Origin of the sequence: Pseudoscardovia radai, assembly GCF_002259605.1 — a bacterium.
Lineage (GTDB): Bacteria > Actinomycetota > Actinomycetes > Actinomycetales > Bifidobacteriaceae > Pseudoscardovia > Pseudoscardovia radai.
The window spans coordinates 104,205-122,600 of sequence record NZ_MWWR01000008.1 but is presented as its reverse complement, the minus strand read 5'-3'; the positions used below and the strand labels follow the sequence as shown (position 1 = coordinate 122,600).

Sequence of the window (18,396 nt, the reverse complement as noted above, 5' to 3'; positions counted from 1 at the left end):
CGGCGCCTTTCATATTCCGTCTGTGTATTCCGTCTGCGGGCGGGAGCGTCTGCGGGCGGGGGACATCGGCGGGATTGTCAACGATTGGGGCCGTCAGCAGGCAGCGTCACCGTCGTCGCCGTCGTCGCCGTCCATATCAAGCGCGGCCTGGGTGAACATCATGCCCACGTAGGCGAGGGATTTCGTGTGGTCCGCGGCGGGAACATCGTGGTTCCTCTCCCCCGCCTCGACGCCCTCCGTCTCCATACCCTCCATCTGCGCGCCCTCCGTCTCGATCTCGTACGCGGCGCTGTAGTACTCGTTGGCGAGCCGCATGTCGGGCACGGGCGCGAGGCGCGACTCGGGGAAGCCGGTGCTGAACAGGTCGCCCAGGCTCACGCATGACGAATAGTCACCGGCGGCCGCGCCGGACATCAGCGCGTCGATCATGCGGTCGGGGTCGCGGGGCGTGCCGCGGCCGAGCAGGTAGTCCATCGCCACGTAGGCCCACGCAGAGGCGTCGCCATCATGCGCGGCGCGCACATGGTAACGGTGTGCGAGCGGGAGGTTCGGCTCGAGCAGGCCGCCGCTGGTGAGCATGCGCGACAGTTCCATCGACGCCTCGGCGCAGCCCAGGTCGGACGCGGACGTCAGGAGCATGAGCGGACCGGGGCACAGAAGCCAGTCCTGTTGGTCGGCGTCGAGACAGGCGGTGTGGATGGCCAGGCAGTAATAAGCGGAGCCGCGGATCTCCTCGCAGGCGCGCTTCGAGAGCTGCCATAGGTCGTTCATGAGACCGATGGCGTCCATCGTGGGAAGCGTGTCGAAATTCGCCCACAGGTCGTTGCGCGCGTAGACGGTTTCGAGGTCGAGGGCGTCGAGGTTGCCGTGGCGGGCCTCGTGCTCGACGTAGCCCTGCCACGCCTCGAGCTTGGCGTCTGCGTCGGCGGCGTCATGCGTCTCCTCGTACAGGCGCAGGTAGCTGAGGGTGGCCGGGTCAAGCGAGGCGGGCTGCGCTGGGTTGGTGCCCTGGCGAAACATCGACACGAGCGTGTCGCGGCAGTCCTCGATGAGTTCGGGATGGCAGAATCGGAGCTTGAATTCCTCGACGGAGCGATCTGCGGATGCATCGGCCATATGGTCTTCCTCCTCCGGTCCCTGATGTGGCGGACAATTCTGTGATTGCTTGCGCGGTGGCGCGGGTGCGCGGTGCGTTGCGGTATGCATGGATGCGCGGTGCGCGGCGGGCGCGCACAGTGATGTGCGCGGTGCGCGGCGGGCGCACGCACCGGATGTGCACAATTGCTGTATATCGCGGATGTGCAGTGGGCTTGCGCAGTGACTGTGCGAAACCGACGACTGCGAACTGCCCTTATTTATACCAGCGACGGCCTCCCCCGTCGAGACCTCTACGCCCACCGTGTAATCGTAACGTCAAGACTCCCAACAGTGCCTCTCACTGGCACGCAGGGCGCCAACGAGACCGACTGTCGGCGGAACAATCGTGCATTTGCAACGATCCCCAGCCCAACAGTGCCTCTCACTGGCACGGGATCAACCAGCGAGAGCCACTCTCGCCAAAATAATCGTGCATTCCCAACGATCCCCAGTTCAACAGTCGCTCTCACTGGCACGGGATCAACCAGCGAGAGGCACTCTCGCCGGGACACTCGCCCATTCGCAACGCTCAGGCGCCCAACAGTGCCTCTCACTGGCACGCCAGCCGCCAATGAGGCCGACCGTTGGCGAGAATGGGGGCCACGCGAGGAACCGGGACCATTCCGCCAAAACGAAAACACTGGTACTGCTTACGGACAGAGAACCACGATTTGGGGGCCTAAATCCCTCGAAAATGTCCGCAAGCCGTACCACTGTTCAGGAATCGATGCCACTGGTACGAGTTCCGGACCGGGAACAAGGTCCGGATTGAAGCGCAAGATCAGGACCGGGATGCGAAATCGGACCGGGGCACAAGATCCGGTCCTACGCACGAGATTGGGACCGACGCAAAAGCTCCGCGAGGCCCAAACTCCGCGAGGCCCAAACTCCGGCACACGAACTTCGCGGTGCACGAACTCCGGCACACGAATTCACAGCGGAAAAGCGAAAGGTCCCGGGCGTGCGAACCCGGGACCTTTCGGTACCCCCAATTACCCGGCGAGCAGCTTCTCTCGGCCCGCTTGCCGGATACCGCGGCGGGAGAAGAAGGAAAACCCGCCACGGAAGACCCTATCGGAAGAACGGCTCCAGACGCCGTGAACTCACGCCAGCTTCAGACGAAGCATGGGGTGCGCGAGCAGAATCTGGTCGAGGGCGGCCTTGCCCGTATCGACGCCGTGCTCGGCGGCCTCCATGTAGCAGCGCGCGGCCCATTCGTTGTTGCCACAGAACTCGTAGACCTTGCCGGCGAGCAGATACCCGATGGCCAGGCCCTTCTGGGCGGCGCCGAGGAAGTAGTCCAGGGCACGGTCGCAGTACGACGCGACGGAACGACCGAGCATCGAATACCAACGGCCGAGGTCGATCATGGCCTCGGGGTCGCCCGCTTCGGCGGCGAGCATCGCGGAACGGACCGCGAGATCGGAATTGGCGACCTCACGCTTCTCGTTGCTGTACCAGCGACCATCGGCGTAGCTGTACGTCCCGGACTCCCCAGCCTGGGCATTCATGCCGCGCGTGGCGCAGGATTCGTTGGAAAATTCGTTGGCAAGCGCCGTGTTCGCGGCGTATGCAGTCGTTGCCTTGTCGACCATATCGTCTCCCTTTGTTCGTTCGGCAGACGATTCCGTGCGCCATCGTTGGCGCTGATAAACATGTCGCGGGTTTGACCCCGGAGCCTGTCCATCTATCCCTCGGCATCGTGCTGCCTTGCACTTGTTCCGACAACTAGAAAGGTAGCACATGTTCGAGACGATAGGAAGGCCCTCATTTCGCATAGTGAGATTTTGAAGTCTGATAACATCACAAAAATCGTTGCAATTGCGGGGCTTCCAGTTGACGGAACAGTAATGGAACGAGGCTCTATCTTCCGCGTGTCGCATCCCAAGGCCGTTCGAGCGCATCGAACATATCGAACATATGCCCCTCTATCCGTAGGTGTTCGATATATCCGTTCGACACAAGACCGCGTGCGGTGTCGCTCCACAGTCGTCCGAAGGCATACGATGGCCCCGATCGGCACACCCGACCGGGGCCATCACAAAACAGGGACATCGTAGAAACAGCTGGGGACATCCGCTGCTCGAGCCCAGCCGCGGTGACGTCCAGCCGCCCGCGCAGCAGTCTCTCGAGCCCAGACACCCGCGCGGCCGCCGCGCCGCTCCTACGCCCCGTACGTGGCGAGGTAGCGCTGCGCCTCGGCGCGCAGCTCGTCGCCGATGAGCGGCGAGCCGTCCGCCGCGCGCATCGTGGACGCCGCATCGAAGATCTCGCGCACGTTGGCGATGGCGAACACGGGGAAGCCGAACTCCTCATGCACGGCCTGGACGGCGGACTTGTCGGAGTCCTTCGTCTTCTCCATGCGGTCCACCGACAGCACGAGGCCCACGATGTTCACGTCCGCGGCGGCCTTGAGCTTGGGCACCACCTCGCGCACGGCCGTGCCGGCGGTCATGACGTCGTCGACCATGAGCACGCTCATGCCGTCCTCGAGCTGCGTGCCGACGAACATGCCGCCGTCGCCGTGGTCCTTCTTCTCCTTGCGGTCGAAGGTGTAGCCCACGTTCTGCCCGTGGCGCGCGGCAAGCGCCATCGACGTGCTCACCGCGAGCGGAATGCCCTTGTAGGCCGGGCCGAACACGGTGTCGATATGCTCCGGCAACACGCCCTGCTCCTGCGCGGCCGCGATGGTGGCGGCGTAGTACTCGCCGAGGCGGGCGATGCGCGCGCCGTCATTGAACGAGCCGGCGTTGATGAAATACGGCGACTGGCGGCCGGACTTGAGAGTGAACGAACCGAACTTGAGCGCGCCGGCGTCCAGCAGGAAGCGCGTGAACTCCTCCTGCATCGAACCTGCCTCGTACTGCGTCTGCGTCATGGTGGACCTTTCTCGTGCCTGTGCGACGATTACCGCCCTATATTGTTCCGCGAGCGCATGACAGCGGCACGGCGACGGAAACACTGCGGCGGCAACGCGGCAGGAGCGCGACGGCAACGCGGCGGAAACACGATGTGCCCCGCATCGCACGAGGACGATGCGGGGCACATGCACGCTCTACAGCAACCTTACGACTGCCAGGTGCGGCCCTCCTCGAGGGCCTGGGCGAGTTCGGGACGCTGGTCGAGCAGCGCGTCGAGCTCGCAGGCGATGCGCAGCGGCGCCACCGGGTCGGCGAGCGCGGCGGAGCCCACCTCGACGGCGTTGGCGCCGGCGTAGAGGAACTCGAGCGCGTCCTCGCCGGTGGAGATGCCGCCGATGCCGATGATCGGGATCTCCGGGAAGGCCTGGCGCGTCTTGTACACGAAGGCAAGGGCCATCGGGTGCACGCACGGGCCGGACACGCCGCCCGTGATGTTCGCGAGGATCGGCTTGCCGGTGCGGATGTCGAAGCGCATGCCCACGAAGGTGTTGATCATCGACAGCGCGTCGGCGCCGCCTTCGATGCAGGCCTCCGCGATGGGGCGGATGTCGGTGACGTTCGGCGTGAGCTTGACGATCATGGGCTTGTCGGTGAGCGGACGCAGGCGCTTGACGAGGCGCTTAAGCGCCACCGGATCGGTGCCGGTGGACAGTCCGTCGGCCGACACGTTGGGGCAGCTGACGTTGATCTCGAGCATGTCGGATTCGTGGTCGGCGAGCTTGGAGACCACCTCGGCGTAATCGTCGTCGGAGTGGCCCGCCACGTTCGTGATGACGGTGGCTCCCGCGGCCTTGAGGCGCGGAAGGTCGTTGACAAGATAATCGTCGACGCCGGGGTTCTGCAGGCCCACGGAGTTGACGGAACCCGCCGGCGTCTCGGCGGTGCGGGGCACGGGGTTGCCCTCCCACGGCACGGGCGAGACGCCCTTCGTGGAGACGGCGCCCAGCTGGCTCACGTCATAGAAAGGTCGCACGGCGTCGAAGTTGAAGGTGCCGGAGGCGGTGCCCACGGGGTTCTTCCACTCCACGCCGGCCACCTGGGTCTTGTGGTGCCAGGTGAAGGTGCGGTTGGCGTCGAAATAGCACGGCAGCTGCTGTCCGCCCTGCGCCTGCCCCTGCGCCGCCTGCGTGGCCGCCTGCGCGGTCTGCGTCATCGTGGTTCCGCTCATCGTGCGGCCTCCCATCCCTCGAGTTCTGCGGTGTTGAAAACCGGCCCGTCATGGCAGGTCTTGAGGATTCCGCGCGTGGTGTGCACGGTGCACACCACGCAGGTGCCGAAGCCGCAGCCCATGCGCGACTCAAGGCTCGCCTGCGTCTCCAGGCCGCGTTCGCGCGCCCAGGCGGAGACGGCCTTCATCATGCCCAGCGGGCCGCAGGTCAGGATCACGAAGGGCCTCTCCCCCTCCGCCACGGGGCGCAGCACGCCGTCCCGGTCGGCCGTGATGCCGTTCTCGGCGGCCCAGCGGTCGAGAAGCGCGACCACATTGCCCTCGGATTCGTCGATGGAGCGCACGTCGTCGCACCAGCGGCTGGCGTCATCGTCGGCGAAATGCACGTTCCTGTAGCCGAACAGCACGGTGCAGCCGGCGTCCTCGCGGCCCTTGAGCTCCTGCGCGGTGCGGATCAGCGGCGGCACGCCGAGGCCGCCGCCGACGAGCACGTAGTTCGCGGAGCGCGTCAGGTCGAAGCCGTGGCCGAGCGGGCCGAGCACGTCCACCGTCTGGCCGGGGCGCAGGTGGCGGAACTCCTCGGTGCCCTTGCCCACGACGGCGAACATCAGCGTGAAGGTGTCGCCCTCGGCCTGGCAGACGCCGAAGGGTCGCGGCGAGAGGCGCTGCTCATTCGTGGTGTACAGGTTCACGAACTGCGCCGGCCGCGCGTTCGCGGCGATGAACTCGTCGCGCAGCGTCAGGCGCACGACGCCGTCGGTCAGCTCCCTGCAGTCGACGACCTCGGCGGGCCGCCTGGAGGGGAGGTAGGTGGGCTTGAAATCGCTCATGCGTTCTCCTTGGGGTTGTTCCTGCTGTCCGCCGTCGGGTCGGCGACGGGCGGGCGGTTGTCGAGGGCGTGCACGAGGTCGTCGCGCATGCGTTCGGCGGCCTGGCGCGCGCAGTCGGCCACGAGGTCGAGCGCGGCGGCGGCATCGGCGACCGATGCCTCGGCGAGCGCGGCGTCCGCCGTCGTGGCGGAGGCGGCGGCGATTGCGGCGTCGGCGTCGGGCGCGAAGCGGGCCGCGCGTTCGTCCTTGCGCCACGCGCCGATGATGCCGCGCGACGAATTGACGATGGCGCCCGAGCCGTTCGCGTCGAACATGGCGGCGACGTCGGCGGCGGACCCGCCCTGCGCGCCGTAGCCGGGGATGAGGAAGAACGTATGCGGCATGGCGCGGCGCAGCGCGGCGCCCGCCTCGGGATGCGTGGCCCCGACGACGGCGCCGACGCGCGAATACCCGTGCGCACCGAGCGTGTCGGCGCCCCAGCGCTCCACGAGCTCGCCCACATGACCGCTCACGGTGCCGCCGTCGGCCAGGGCGAGCGTCTGCACCTGGTCGCTGGACGGATTGGAGGTGCGCACGAGCACGAACACATCCTTGTCTGCGGCCTGCGCCACGTCCACGAAGGGCATGATGCCGTCCTCGCCCATATACGGGTTGAGGGTGACGGCGTCCTCATGCCACGGGTCCTCCGGCTCGGTGCCGAAGGAGTCGCCCCACTGCGCCACCTCGGGCACGCCGCCCAGATGCGCGGCGTACTGGGCGGCGGTGCTGCCGATGTCGCCGCGCTTGACATCGCCGAGCACGTACAGGCCCTGCGAACGCGCGTAGGCGCAGGTGTCGCAATACAGCTGCAGGCCGGCGGGGCCGAGCGCCTCGTACATGGCGATCTGCGGCTTGACGGCGGGTACGATGCCGGCGACGGCATCCACGATGCTGCGGTTGAACGCACGGTAGGCGGCCGCGAGCGCGGCGGCGCGGCTTTCGCCGTGCTCGGCGCGGGCGGCGGCGAGCACGGGGGCCGGAATCAGCGCGGGCTTGGGGTCAAGCCCCACCACGCTGGGGTTTCCTGTGCGTTCGATGGCTTCGATGAGCTTGTCCATGTTCTCCTCGTTCCGGCTGCGACAGGCAGCCATCGTATTGCGGCAAGATGTGGGATTTGTTGCGACGATGTTGCGCGTCGCATGGCTCCTATGCGGCGGCCCCGTCGTCGCGGGAATGTGCGACGACGCTATGCGCGATGGCGTCGGGCAGCGAGCCGTCCGTGGTGGCCGCGCCGTCGATGATGCGAGAGGCGGGGATGCGCGTGAACACGATGCGCGAGCCGATAACCGTGGCCATGGGCCGGCCCGTGAGCTCCATCCCCGCGAACGGCGTGTTGCGTGCCTTGGAGTGGAAGCGCTCGGGGTCGACGGTCCACTCGGCGTGCGGGTCGAGCAGCGTGAAGTCGAGCGGCGTGGCGGTGTCGTCGGCCGACAGGAAGTCGCTGGTGGTCACACCGGTATGCGCCACGGCGGCGAGGTCGAGCAGGTCGCGGCGCGCGTGCAGCGGCTCGCGGCCATCGGCGGCATCCGCACCGTCGGCCACCGCGGCATCCGCACCAGCGGAGCCAGGCCCGGCGGGGGCATCGTGGACCCTCTCCCCCGCCTCGTCGGCGAGCGGCGCGAGCAGGCTGTCGGCGGACGGCTCGGCGGAGCCCAGGAGGCGCGCCGGGGCGACGCTCATGAGCTCGATGAGGCGGTCGTCGTCGATCCAGCCGCCCTCCACAAGAACCGTGCGGCACACGCCGTACGCGGTTTCGAGGCCGATGATGCCGTTGGGCGCCTTGAGCATGCCGAGGGCCTTCTCCTCGGCCGTGTGGGGCGCGTGGTCGGTGGCGATCATGTCGACGGTGCCGTCGGCGATGGCGCGCAGCGTGGCCTGGCGGTCCTCCTCGCTGCGCAGCGGCGGGTTCATCTTCGCCATCGTGCCCAGGCGCTCCACCGCGGTGTCGTTAAGAGCGATGTAGTGCGGCGCCGTCTCGCAGGTGACGGGAAGGCCCTCGGCCTTGGCGGCGCGGATGAGGTCGAACGACGCGGCGCAGCTGACATGCTGCAGGTGCACGTGGCAGCCGGTGCGGCGCGCCAGGTCGATGTCGCGTTCGATGATCGCGGTCTCGGTGCTGGCGGGGATGCCGGGCAGGCCGAGCCGGCGGGAGGTCTCGCCCTCGGTCATGACACCGGACTCGTGGTGCTCGCAGTGGTCGATGAACGGCACGCCGGCCTTGAGGCAGTTGGCGGCCACTTCGTCGAGGATGTCGGCGGGCACGGCGGCGCCGTCGTCGCTCAGCGCGATGACGGGGTGGCGGAACCCGAAACCTTGCAGGCCGTGCTGCCAGTCGGCGTACTTGCTGGCCTGCGCCCCGTCGCGCCCCGTGGATGCGGCGGCGCACAGCGCGTAGCGCACGGGAAGCTGCACGCCGTTGTCTGCCTCGTAGTTCTCGAGGTAGTCGAGCGACGACCAGCGCCCGTGCATGGCCTCGATGTCGGCGGTGTCGCTGGGGGCCACGGCCGCGCCGTCAAGCGCGGGAACGGTGTTGGGCATGATGAGGACGGTGGTGTATCCGCCGGCCGCGGCGGCGGCCGATCCGGTCACCATCGTCTCCTTGGCGAGCTGGCCGGGGTCGCGGAAATGCACATGCGGGTCGTGCAGGCCCGGCGCGAGCACCATGCCGCGCGCGTCCACCACCACGGCGGAGCCGTCCGGCGCACCGGCCACGGCCCCGTCATCGTCCATGAGGCGGCCTGGGCACACGGGCACGATCGCGTCGACCGTCTGTCCCGTCTCCCACAGCTGCACTCCCAGCAGCTTGACAACGGCGGCTGTCATCAGAACTTCGCCTCCTCGTCGCAGTAGTCGCAGCGGTACTCGGGGCGCCCGCCGACGGTGACGAGGTGGAAGCCCTGGCGGATGTCGCGCTCCGTGGAGGTGACGCAGCGCGGGTTGGGGCAGCGGATGACGCCCTCGACATGCTGGGGCAGCGTGGGCGTGAGCTTCCTGACGATGCGCCCGTCGCGCACGATGCCGACCGTGGCCTGGCGGGCCACGAGGCCGAGCACGTCAAGGTCGATGCGGTCGTCGGCCATGCCCTCGATCTTGATGATGTCCTTCGTGCCCAGGCGCTTCGAATCGGTGTTCATGATCAGCGCGATCTTCGTCCTGGCGGGGTCGACGTTCAGGTACTCGAGCACCTTGAGCGCCGTGCCGGCGGGCACGTGGTCGATGATGATTCCGTTCTGCAGGCTTGTGACTTCCATTCAGGCCTGGACCTCCTGTGTTTGCGAAAAGCCGGGCAGCGGATCGCCCAGCAGGGAGCTTTCGAGCGCCATGCGCATGAGCATGCCGCGGTACACCTGCTGGAAGTACGCGGCACGCGGGTCGGCGTCCACCTCGGTGGCGATCTCGTTGACGCGCGGCAGCGGGTGGAGCACGGCCATCGTGGGCTTGGCGAGCTTCATCTTGTCGGCGTCGAGGATATACGTGTCGCGAAGGCGCAGGTAGTCGTCCTCGTTGAAGAAGCGCTCCTGCTGCACGCGCGTCATATAGAGCACGTCGAGGCGGCCGATGACGTCCTGCAGGTCGTGCACCTCCTCGTAGTCGCACGACGGCGAGGCCTCGATGCGGTCGATGACGTAGCGCGGGGTCTTGAGCTCATCGGGGCTGATGAGCACGAAATGTACGTTGCCGAAGCGGCACAGCGTCTCGATCAGCGAATGGACGGTGCGGCCGAACTTGAGGTCGCCGCACAGGCCCACGACGAGGTCGGTGATGCGGCCGAAGCGCTTCTCGATGGTCGACAGGTCGGCGAGCGTCTGCGTGGGGTGCATGTGGCCGCCGTCGCCGCCGTTGATGACGGGGATCTCGGCCGCGCGGGCCGCGACGAGCGCCGCGCCTTCCTTGGGGTGGCGCATGGCGATGACGTCGGCGAACTGGGAGACGACGCGCACGGTGTCGGAGATGGTCTCGCCCTTGGACACGGAGGTGTTCTGGGTGCCCGAGAAGCCGATGACGTGACCGCCCATGCGCAGCATGGCGGTTTCGAAGCTCAGACGCGTGCGGGTGGAGGGCTCGTAGAACAGCGTGGCGAGGATCCTGCCGTCGCATGCGTGGGCGACGCGTCGGGGGTTCGATTCGATGTAGCTCGCCTTGCGAAGAAGAAGCGAAATCTGGTCGGTCGTCAGATCGTCAAGCGTTACCACGCTTTTGCCGACCAGCTGGGATTCGAGAGCAGCGCAGTCCTGCGCCGTTTGTGATGCCATTGCACGCCTTTCGAAAGACTCTGGGAGGCGGCCACGTGCCGTGACCTCTACAAAGGTAGTCCGCAAACGCGACATGGAACCGCGTCGTTTCCGGTCGTGACGCGCCGTAACAATCGCCCAACGCGAAATCGTGCAATCGTCAAGTAATCTGAAGGAAACACCGCCGACCGCCCGCAGCCCGCCCCGCCCCAGGCCAAGGGAACGCCGACGGAACCGTCCCGACCGACCCGCACCGGTCCCACCCGATCCCCACTGATCCCCACCGATGGGAGGCGCCTTTGGAAATCCTGTCCCTTGTCATCCTCGTCGTCACGGGCGTGCTCGCATCGTCGATCCTGGAACGCTTCATACCGCGCGTCTCCCTGCCGCTCGTGCAGGTAGGGCTCGGAGTCGTGTGGTATTTCACGCCGTTCCTGCCCACCGTGCGCATGGATTCGCAGCTGTTCATGGTGCTGTTCATCGCGCCGCTGCTGTTCAACGCGGCGCGCAGCACCACGATGTCCCGGCTGCTCAAGGTGATCAGGCAATCCCTGTGGCTCGCCGTCGGCCTCGTGTTCCTGTGCATCGTCGCCACCGGCCTGACGCTGCACGGCCTGTGGCCGCAAATCGGACTCGCCGCGGCCCTCGCCCTCGGCGCGGCCCTGGCGCCCACCGACGCCGTGGCCGTCACGCAGATGAGCAGCCAGGCGCGCCTGACGCAGACGCAGACCGAGACACTCAAGGGCGAGAGCCTGTTCAACGACGCCGCATCCATCGTGAGCTTCGAATTCGCCGTCGTGGCCGCCACCACGGGGCGGTTCTCCCCCGCCCGCTTCGCCCTCGAGGTGGTTATGAGCTTCGTCGGCGGCATCCTGTTCGGCCTCGTCATGGGCTGGCTCATCGACCGCATCGTCATGCTCCTGCGCAACCACCGCCTCGAAACCACCACGAACCGCATCACCATCGAGGTGCTCACGCCGTTCCTGACCTATTACCTCTCCGAGCGCCTTGGCTTCTCCGCCGTGCTGTCCGTCGTGGCCGCGGGCCTGACCATCCAGTTCCACCGCCGCGGCTTCGGCGCCGACATCGCCAGCGTGAACCTCGTGTCGAACTCCGTGTGGGAGTTCCTCGAGTTCAACCTCAACGGCGCCGTGTTCGTGCTTCTCGGCATGCAGCTGCCCATCATCTTCCTCGACGCCTCGCAGGGCCTCGTCCCCGACGTGCCCACGATCATCGCGGCGGCGCTGGCGCTCACCGTGGTCTCGCTGCTTGTGCGCTTCGCGGCGGTGACGGCGATGCAGCGCATGCAGCCCGACCCCGCGTGGGCGGTGGCCGTCGGCGCGGATCCGCGCGGTGCATCCGATTCCACGGCTTCGCGTCCCTTGGACGCGCAGATCAAGGCCGCGCGCAAGGAGCGGCGCCGCTCCGCGCTCGTCATGACCTTCGGCGGCGCGAAAGGCGCCATCACGATCTCCCTGGCCTTCACGCTGCCCGCGATGGGCGCCACATCGCAGGGCGAGAGCATCCGCTGGATGCTGTGGGCCATCGCCGCCGTCTTCGTCATCGTGTCGCTCGTGCTCACGAACATCATGCTGCCGCTCCTAGCGCCGCGCACCGACCTTAACGCCGCGGAGCTGACCGAGGCCAAGCGCCTCGTGCTCAACACCACCATCGAGCGCCTCGCGCAGACCGACACGCCGGAAACCCACCAGGCGCTGCAGCGCGTCATGAACTCCTACCTGTACCGCATCGAACGCCTCGAGGACACGCACCACTCCACGCTGCAGATCGAGGCGGACCAGCGCCTGCGCCATGACACGCTGACATGGCAGATCGCGTGGCTTCACGATTACGACGAGGCGCATCCGGACGCGCACGAGGCCACCGGCGACATCATTTCGAATATCACGTCCACGCTGGAGAAGAACAAGGATTGCTCGCGGTTCCATCGTCTGCCCGCGCGCATCAAGCGCACCGTCATGCACCTGCGCGTGGCATGGCACCGCCTGCGCAGCCGCCTGCACCCCTCGCTGGCCGGAGGCGACAAGCACGCGCATGACACGGTGGTGGTGCATGACGCGCTGCTCAAGGCCACGATCAACCATCTGTTCGGGCTCGTCAACGACCCGTCCTACGACACCGAATGCGTGATGGCCCTCATGGGCGAATACCGCGCGGCGTATGTGAGCATCCCCTTCATCGGGGCGGGCATCGACGAGCGCGAGCGCATGTCGCGGCAGGTTTCGCAGGTACGCGCAGACGCATTCCGCATCGAGCTCGAGGTGGTGCGCGACATGCTCGACGAGCAGCGCATCACGCGCGAGCAGGCGCATATCATGCGCCAGAACGTGCACCTCATGCAGGCCGATCTCGGGTACTGACGGGCGGGGCGGCTTCTACCCCGCCCCCCTACTCCTCCGCGTAGAACAGGCGCTCGGTTACGGCGCGGCAGCGGCGCATGAGGCCCAGCAGCTCGTCGGCGAAGGCCTGGCCGGAGTTCGCGGGGCGCCCCAGGCACGCCGCGATGCCGCCGAGCGCGTAGGTGTCGTCGGGAATCACGTCGGCTCGGTTCGTGCGGCCGGTCCACAGCATATTCGCGTTCCTTGTGTTCGTGCACAGCCACCAGGTGCGGCGCAGCACGTCCGCGTCGTCGCCGGCCACGAGGCCCGCGCCTTCGAGCGCGTCGAGCGCGGCCATCGTGCCCGTCGTGCGCAGCTCGGGATGCGCGCCGGCATGCGTGAGCTGGAGCAGCTGCACCGTCCACTCCACGTCCGATAGGCCGCCCATGCCGAGCTTGACGTGCCGGTCGCGGCGCACGCCGCGCGGCAGGCGCTCGGCCTCCATGCGCGCCTTGAGCGTGCGGATCTGCTGGAGCTCGGCGTCGGTCAACGGCGCCCCGGGGTAGCGCAGCGGGTCGGCGATGTCGTGCAGGAACCGCTCTGCGAGCGCCTGGTCGCCGGCCGCGTACCGGGCGCGCAGCAGCGCCTGGTGCTCCCATGTGTCGGCCCAGGACGCGTAATACTCGCGGCAGGAATCGTAGGACCGCACGAGTGCGCCGTTGCGGCCTTCCGGCCTCAGGTCCAGGTCGAGCTCGATGGGCGGCTCGGTGGTCTGCGGGCCCATGAGGATCTGGCGCGTGCGGTCCTCCACGGCGCGTGCGAAGGCGTTGGCCTGCGCCGGATCCGCGCCGTCGGCCGGCTCGTAGATCACGATGATGTCGGCGTCGGAGCTGAAATTCACCTCGCGGCCGCCGTAACGCCCCATGCCGATGACCGCCACGGTGGCGGGGGCATCGTCGAGGCCCTCGGCCTGGAGCCTTTCCGCCGTCGACCACGCGAGCGCGGCGTGCAGCGCGGCATCGTAGACATCCGTCATGGCCCCGAGGCTGTCGGCGCTGGAGACCACGCCGTTGATCCAGCCCAGGCCGATGCGTTCGATCTCGTGGCGGCGCATGGCGCGCAGCGACGCGGAGAAGGCCGCCATGTCGCCGGCGTAGCGGTGCAGGGCGCTGGTGCAGCGCACGTCGAGGCTGGCACGGGAGCGCGGCTGCAGCTCCTCTTCTCCGCCGAGCCATGTGACGGATTCGGAGGATTTGACGAGTGCGTCGCCGAGGAAGCGCGAGTTGGGCAGCACGCGGCATACGCGTGTCAGGGCGGTGGAGGAATCGCGCAGGAAGCCGAGGTAGAGCGAGCCGGTGCCGAACGATTCGACGAGGCGGCGCCATTGGAGCAGGCCCATGTCGGGGTTCTGGCCGCGCGCGATCATCTCGAGCACGCCGGGCAGGAGGATGCGGTTGATCTTCGCGGCGCGCGAGACGCCTTCGGTCAGGGCCTGCACGTGGCCGATGGCGGCGTGCGGGTCGAGGAAGCCCAGGGACGAGAAGCGGTCCTCGATGGCCTGGGGCGTCAGGCTGATGGCATCGTCGCTCATCTGCGCGACGAGCGGCAGCATGGGGCGGTAGTAGATGTCGAGATGCAGCTGGCGGATCTCGCGGCGTGTGGAATCGTAGGCCTCGACGAGCTGGTCGCCGCGCATGCCGACGGCGCGGGCCAGGCGGCGCAGGTCACGGTTGCGGTCGAGGTCCGGCAGGCTGATCTTGCGCGGCGTGTCGAGGCCGCCGCGGCTGGCTTCGCCGAGGTCGGGGAACAGATGGGTGCGGTGGAACTGCCACATCTGCTGGCGGTGTTCCATGACGCGTTCGAAACGATAGTCGCGCGAGAGGCGTTCGGCCTGGCGGCGGCTCACATAACCGCCGGCGGCGAGGGCCTTCAGCGCGTCGAGCGTGGCGCGGCGGCGCAGCGTCTCGTCGGTGCGCCCGTGCACGAGCTGGAGCATCTGCACGGTGAATTCCACGTCGCGCAGGCCACCGCGGCCGAGCTTTATCTCGCGGTCGCGCAGAGCGGGCTGGATGTAGTCCTCCACGCGGCGGCGCATGGCCTGGCAGTCGGAGACGAAGTTGGGGCGGGCGGAGGCGGACCACACGAAGGGTTGCATGGCGGCGAGGTAGGCCTCGCACACGCCTGGGTCGCCGGCCACGCCGCGTGCCTTGAGCAGGGCCTGGAACTCCCAGTTGTCGGCCCATTTCTCGTAATAGGCGCGGTGCGAGTCGACGGTGCGCACGAGCTGCCCGGCCTTGCCTTCGGGGCGCAGGGCGCCGTCGATCTGCCACAGGGCGGGTTCGGTGACGCCGGGGATCGGGTCTTGGCAGATGCGCTGCATCTGCGTGGCGATCTTCGTTCCCAGGCGGTTGAGCGCGTCGCCATGCGGGGCGTCGTCGCCTGCGGGTTCCACGGCGTAGATGAGGTCGCAGTCCGACATGTAGTTCAGTTCGCGGGCGCCGAGCTTGCCCATGCCGATGACGGCGAACAGGCAGCCGGACGCGCCGTCCACGACGCTGCGCGAGATGGCGAGCGCCGCCTCGATGGCCGCGTCGGCGGCGTCGGAGAGGGCCAGGCTCACCTGGGGCTGGACTTCGAGCGGATCGGGGGCGGAGACATCGTATGCCGCGATGGCCGCCATCTGGCGCCAGTAGCGGCGGCGCATGCCGTTCGTCGCCTCGGCCAGGGGCAGCGTGGCGACGGGATTCGCATCGGCCGGGTCGGCGCCGGCGGCCTCGAGCAGGTCGGCGCGGCGCTTCTCGCGCGTCCAAGAGCGCGAGGCGTAGGCGTCGCCCGTCACGGCGTCGAGGATGTCGGAGCGGGTTTCCATCAGGCGGCCCAGGTAATCGGATGCTCCGAGCACCCGGATGAGGCGGCGGAACGCGGAGGCGTTGCCGAAGCAACCGGGCTGCGTGCGGCCGGACTCCACAAGGTCGGCCAGGTGGCGCAGCGCGCAATCGGGATCGCAGGCGTGCTGCAGCTCGTCGACCAGCGCATCGAGGTACTCCCCCGGCAGCCCCGAGTCGGCGATGCGCCCGATCACCGCCCTCGCCTCCCCGGCATCGCTCACACCCGCGCGAATAAGGTCCATGGACGAGATTTCCGAAGCGTCTTTCATACCCGCCATTCTATTCCCGCCCCGTTATGTCCGGTCGGACAGGGCGCGGGGCGCAGGCTCGGGCATGTGCGCGGGCGGGGGGGGCATGTGCGCGGGCGGGGGCGGGACGGCGCGGTCGCAGGCGGGACGGCGCGGTCGCGCAGCGGACTGCCCACCCCCATAACAATGTGATGGCTTACGGACACAAAACGATGGAAAACGGGGCGAATCCACCCGAAAATGTCCGCAACCCATCACACTGTTGCCGAATTCATAACAATGTGATGGCTTACGGACACAAATCCACGATTTTCGGGCCTAAACCCTTCGAAAATGTCCGCAAGCCATCACATTGTTCCCGACATTGTTCCCGAAACCTCACTCCGTCCCGAGACCGCGGCGGGCGAGGATATCGGAGGCGGGATAGCGCTGGCCGCGCCATTCGCGCAGGAACATGCGCTCCGTCATCGTGTCATCGTCCACATGCGGAACGCCAATCGCGGCCAGCTTGTTCTGCAGCGCCACGCGGTCGTATACATCGGACATGCCGAAGCGCACCACAAGGATCCCCAGCATGTTCAGCGCCGTCTCCCTGTCTTTCTCCCTGATGAGCACGTCCTCGACGTCCCGACCGCCGCGCATGGACTCGTCCTTGTATTTGCGCATGCCGTCGAGCTCCCCCGCAATCGTTCTTCCCGAAGCCACGCGCCACAGGAAATCGGGCCGGATCTCGCGCCGCGTGGACGGATCGCGGAACGTGCGCTGGACTTCGGGCGCCGCGAACCCCAGCTCGAGCATCGCCGCACGTGCCCGCGACTCCCCTCCGTTCTCGCTGCGCCCGCTCGCGTATTTCAACAGCAGCCGCGCGAGACGGATGCCAGGCGTCCTGCGCTGGAGTTCGCTGCATCGGTCCATGAAGGCCTTCATGGAGCCAGGCTCCACAAGCCCCTCGCGAAACGCGGCATCCCAAATCGGCAGGGACTCCGAGAAACGCAGGTCGCGCGCACAATCGAGCAACACGCGCTCGGGATGCAGCACGCGGCATCCTTGCGCCTCGCGCAGGTCGGCAAGATCGCGCGCCGGATCAAGCACGGTGTGCACATGCACGAGGCCATGGTCCGGCTTGGATACCGCCGCGCCCCGGGAGCGCGCCACATGCACGCGCCGCTGCAGGGCGTAGCTATCGTCAAGCCCCAGCAGATACGCCGCCGTCGTGGATGAGAACACGTACTCCGGGTGCATGTCCGCCACGGTGAAGATGATACGATTCGTCCGCTCGGCATCGCTGAGCTCACGCCATTCATCGGGCAGCGCGAACGCATGCCGGATCGGTGACACGAGCAGACCGCCGCGGCGGCATCGTGCCAGATAATGTTGCTCCGTTGCATCGTCGGACCATGCGAGCCTGTGCCTGTCGCGGGCCCGAACGAGAGCGGGATGGTTCCCAACGTCCATGGCGTCCCCGTTCGTCGAAGGTTCGATTCCCCCGCGCGAACACGATGCCCGCACGGGGCACCAGTTTCACAAAGACGCCCGCCGCGCCACAAGGCATTACGCCCTGCGCGTACGGAACAGTTACGGGACAAGGGGCAACGGCTACCCACCCCCATAACAATGTGATGGCTTACGGACACAAAACGATGGAAAACGGGGCGAATCCACCCGAAAATGTCCGCAACCCATCACACTGTTCGAGAAGGGGGTGCCGGACACCCACCCCGACCCGGCTCAGCGGGACGGGGGCTCGAAGAGGTCGCCGACGTTCTGCCAGATGCGGCGGGTCACGCCGGGGTGGTTCATCGTGTACAGATGCACGCCGTCGACACCCTGCGCCACGAGGTCCGCGATCTGCTGCGACGCGTACACGATCCCGGCCGCGCGCAACGACTTCTTGTCGTCCTGCCAGCGGTCGAGCATGCGGTCGAGCGCGTGCGGGATGCGTGCGCCGCAGATCTTGCCCATGCGCCGCACCTGCCCCACGTTCATCACCGGCATGATGCCCGCCTCGATCGGCGTGTCGATGCCGGCCTCGCGCGCCAGCGAGATGAAGTTAAGGAAGTCGGAGTTGTCATAGAACAGCTGCGAAACCAGGTGCGAGACGCCCGCATCCACCTTCTTCTTCAGGTTCTCCACGTCCTGAGAGAGCGACGTGGCCTCGGGATGCCCTTCGGGATAGCACGCGCCGTACACGTCGAGGTCCGGGTGTGTGGAGCGGATGTACGCGGCGAGGTCCGACGCGTGCTCGAACACGCCGGCCGGCTCGCGGCCCTCCACGCTGTCGCCGCGCAGGGCGAGCACGCCGCGCACCTTGGCCTGCTCGAACAGGTCGAGCGCCTCGTCGGCGCCGTCCTTGTCGAGGTACTGCGCGGTCAGATGCGCCACGACGGGAATATCATATTCCTGCCGGATGGTGTTCGAGATACGCGCGGTGGCGGTGCGGTCCGACTGCTTGCCCGTGCCGTAGGTGACGGAGATGAAGTCGGGGTCGACGCCCTGCAGGCCGTCGAGGGTGTCGTAGATGGTGCCCACCGCGGCGTTGCGCTTGGGCGGGAAGACCTCAAGCGAGAAAATCGGGGAATGGTCGGTGCTCATAA

General features: G+C 67.6%; 13 protein-coding genes. 1 reads left to right on the top strand and 12 read right to left on the bottom strand.

Annotated elements, in window-relative coordinates; translation table 11 throughout:
- Nucleotides 1-93: 93 nt before the first annotated feature.
- From PSRA_RS05845 to pyrB, 9 genes are all read right to left on the bottom strand, one after another.
- Nucleotides 94-1,116 (bottom strand): tetratricopeptide repeat protein, encoded by a 1,023-nt coding sequence (locus PSRA_RS05845; protein WP_094660964.1) that lies wholly within the window; start codon nt 1,114-1,116, stop codon nt 94-96.
- 1,124 nt (nt 1,117-2,240) lie between these two features.
- Nucleotides 2,241-2,732, bottom strand: coding sequence for an SEL1-like repeat protein (locus PSRA_RS05840; RefSeq protein WP_094660963.1), 492 nt, complete (start codon nt 2,730-2,732; stop codon nt 2,241-2,243).
- A gap of 569 nt (nt 2,733-3,301) precedes the next feature.
- The gene (gene pyrE / locus PSRA_RS05835) at nt 3,302-4,015 is read right to left on the bottom strand and encodes an orotate phosphoribosyltransferase (protein ID WP_245834922.1); all 714 of its coding nucleotides are present in this window, start codon (nt 4,013-4,015) and stop codon (nt 3,302-3,304) included.
- A 188-nt stretch (nt 4,016-4,203) separates the two neighbouring features.
- Entirely contained in the window at nt 4,204-5,211 is a 1,008-nt protein-coding gene (locus PSRA_RS05830) for a dihydroorotate dehydrogenase (protein ID WP_094660992.1), read from the bottom strand.
- An 11-nt stretch (nt 5,212-5,222) separates the two neighbouring features.
- On the bottom strand, nt 5,223-6,056 hold the full coding sequence (locus PSRA_RS05825; protein ID WP_094660962.1) for a dihydroorotate dehydrogenase electron transfer subunit: 834 nt from the start codon (nt 6,054-6,056) through the stop codon (nt 5,223-5,225).
- Complete coding sequence (gene pyrF, locus PSRA_RS05820; RefSeq protein WP_094660961.1) at nt 6,053-7,153, bottom strand: orotidine-5'-phosphate decarboxylase; 1,101 nt, start codon at nt 7,151-7,153, stop codon at nt 6,053-6,055. Before pyrF ends, PSRA_RS05825 begins: the two co-directional genes overlap by 4 nt.
- An 88-nt stretch (nt 7,154-7,241) precedes the next feature.
- Nucleotides 7,242-8,918, bottom strand: coding sequence for a dihydroorotase (locus PSRA_RS05815; RefSeq protein WP_094660960.1), 1,677 nt, complete (start codon nt 8,916-8,918; stop codon nt 7,242-7,244).
- Nucleotides 8,918-9,346: an aspartate carbamoyltransferase regulatory subunit gene (locus PSRA_RS05810; RefSeq protein ID WP_094660959.1), complete on the bottom strand. Its 429-nt coding sequence runs from the start codon at nt 9,344-9,346 to the stop codon at nt 8,918-8,920. The genes PSRA_RS05815 and PSRA_RS05810 overlap by 1 nt, the downstream gene beginning before the upstream one ends.
- Nucleotides 9,347-10,303, bottom strand: coding sequence for an aspartate carbamoyltransferase (gene pyrB / locus PSRA_RS05805; protein ID WP_211280495.1), 957 nt, complete (start codon nt 10,301-10,303; stop codon nt 9,347-9,349). It abuts the gene before it with no gap.
- 323 nt (nt 10,304-10,626) lie between these two features.
- Between pyrB and PSRA_RS05800 the strand changes: the two genes are divergently transcribed.
- Nucleotides 10,627-12,708, top strand: a complete 2,082-nt coding sequence (locus PSRA_RS05800) for a cation:proton antiporter (protein ID WP_158216336.1) — start codon at nt 10,627-10,629, stop codon at nt 12,706-12,708.
- Nucleotides 12,709-12,736: 28 nt separating this feature from the next.
- Here the strand turns inward: PSRA_RS05800 and PSRA_RS05795 are convergent, their stop codons facing one another.
- From PSRA_RS05795 to metF, 3 genes are all read right to left on the bottom strand, one after another.
- Entirely contained in the window at nt 12,737-15,823 is a 3,087-nt protein-coding gene (locus tag PSRA_RS05795) for a bifunctional [glutamine synthetase] adenylyltransferase/[glutamine synthetase]-adenylyl-L-tyrosine phosphorylase (RefSeq protein WP_094660956.1), read from the bottom strand.
- Between the two features lie 357 nt (nt 15,824-16,180).
- Nucleotides 16,181-17,257: a hypothetical protein gene (locus PSRA_RS05790; RefSeq protein ID WP_094660955.1), complete on the bottom strand. Its 1,077-nt coding sequence runs from the start codon at nt 17,255-17,257 to the stop codon at nt 16,181-16,183.
- 273 nt (nt 17,258-17,530) lie between these two features.
- Nucleotides 17,531-18,394, bottom strand: coding sequence for a methylenetetrahydrofolate reductase [NAD(P)H] (gene metF / locus PSRA_RS05785; protein WP_094660954.1), 864 nt, complete (start codon nt 18,392-18,394; stop codon nt 17,531-17,533).
- Between the last annotated feature and the right edge of the window lie 2 nt (nt 18,395-18,396).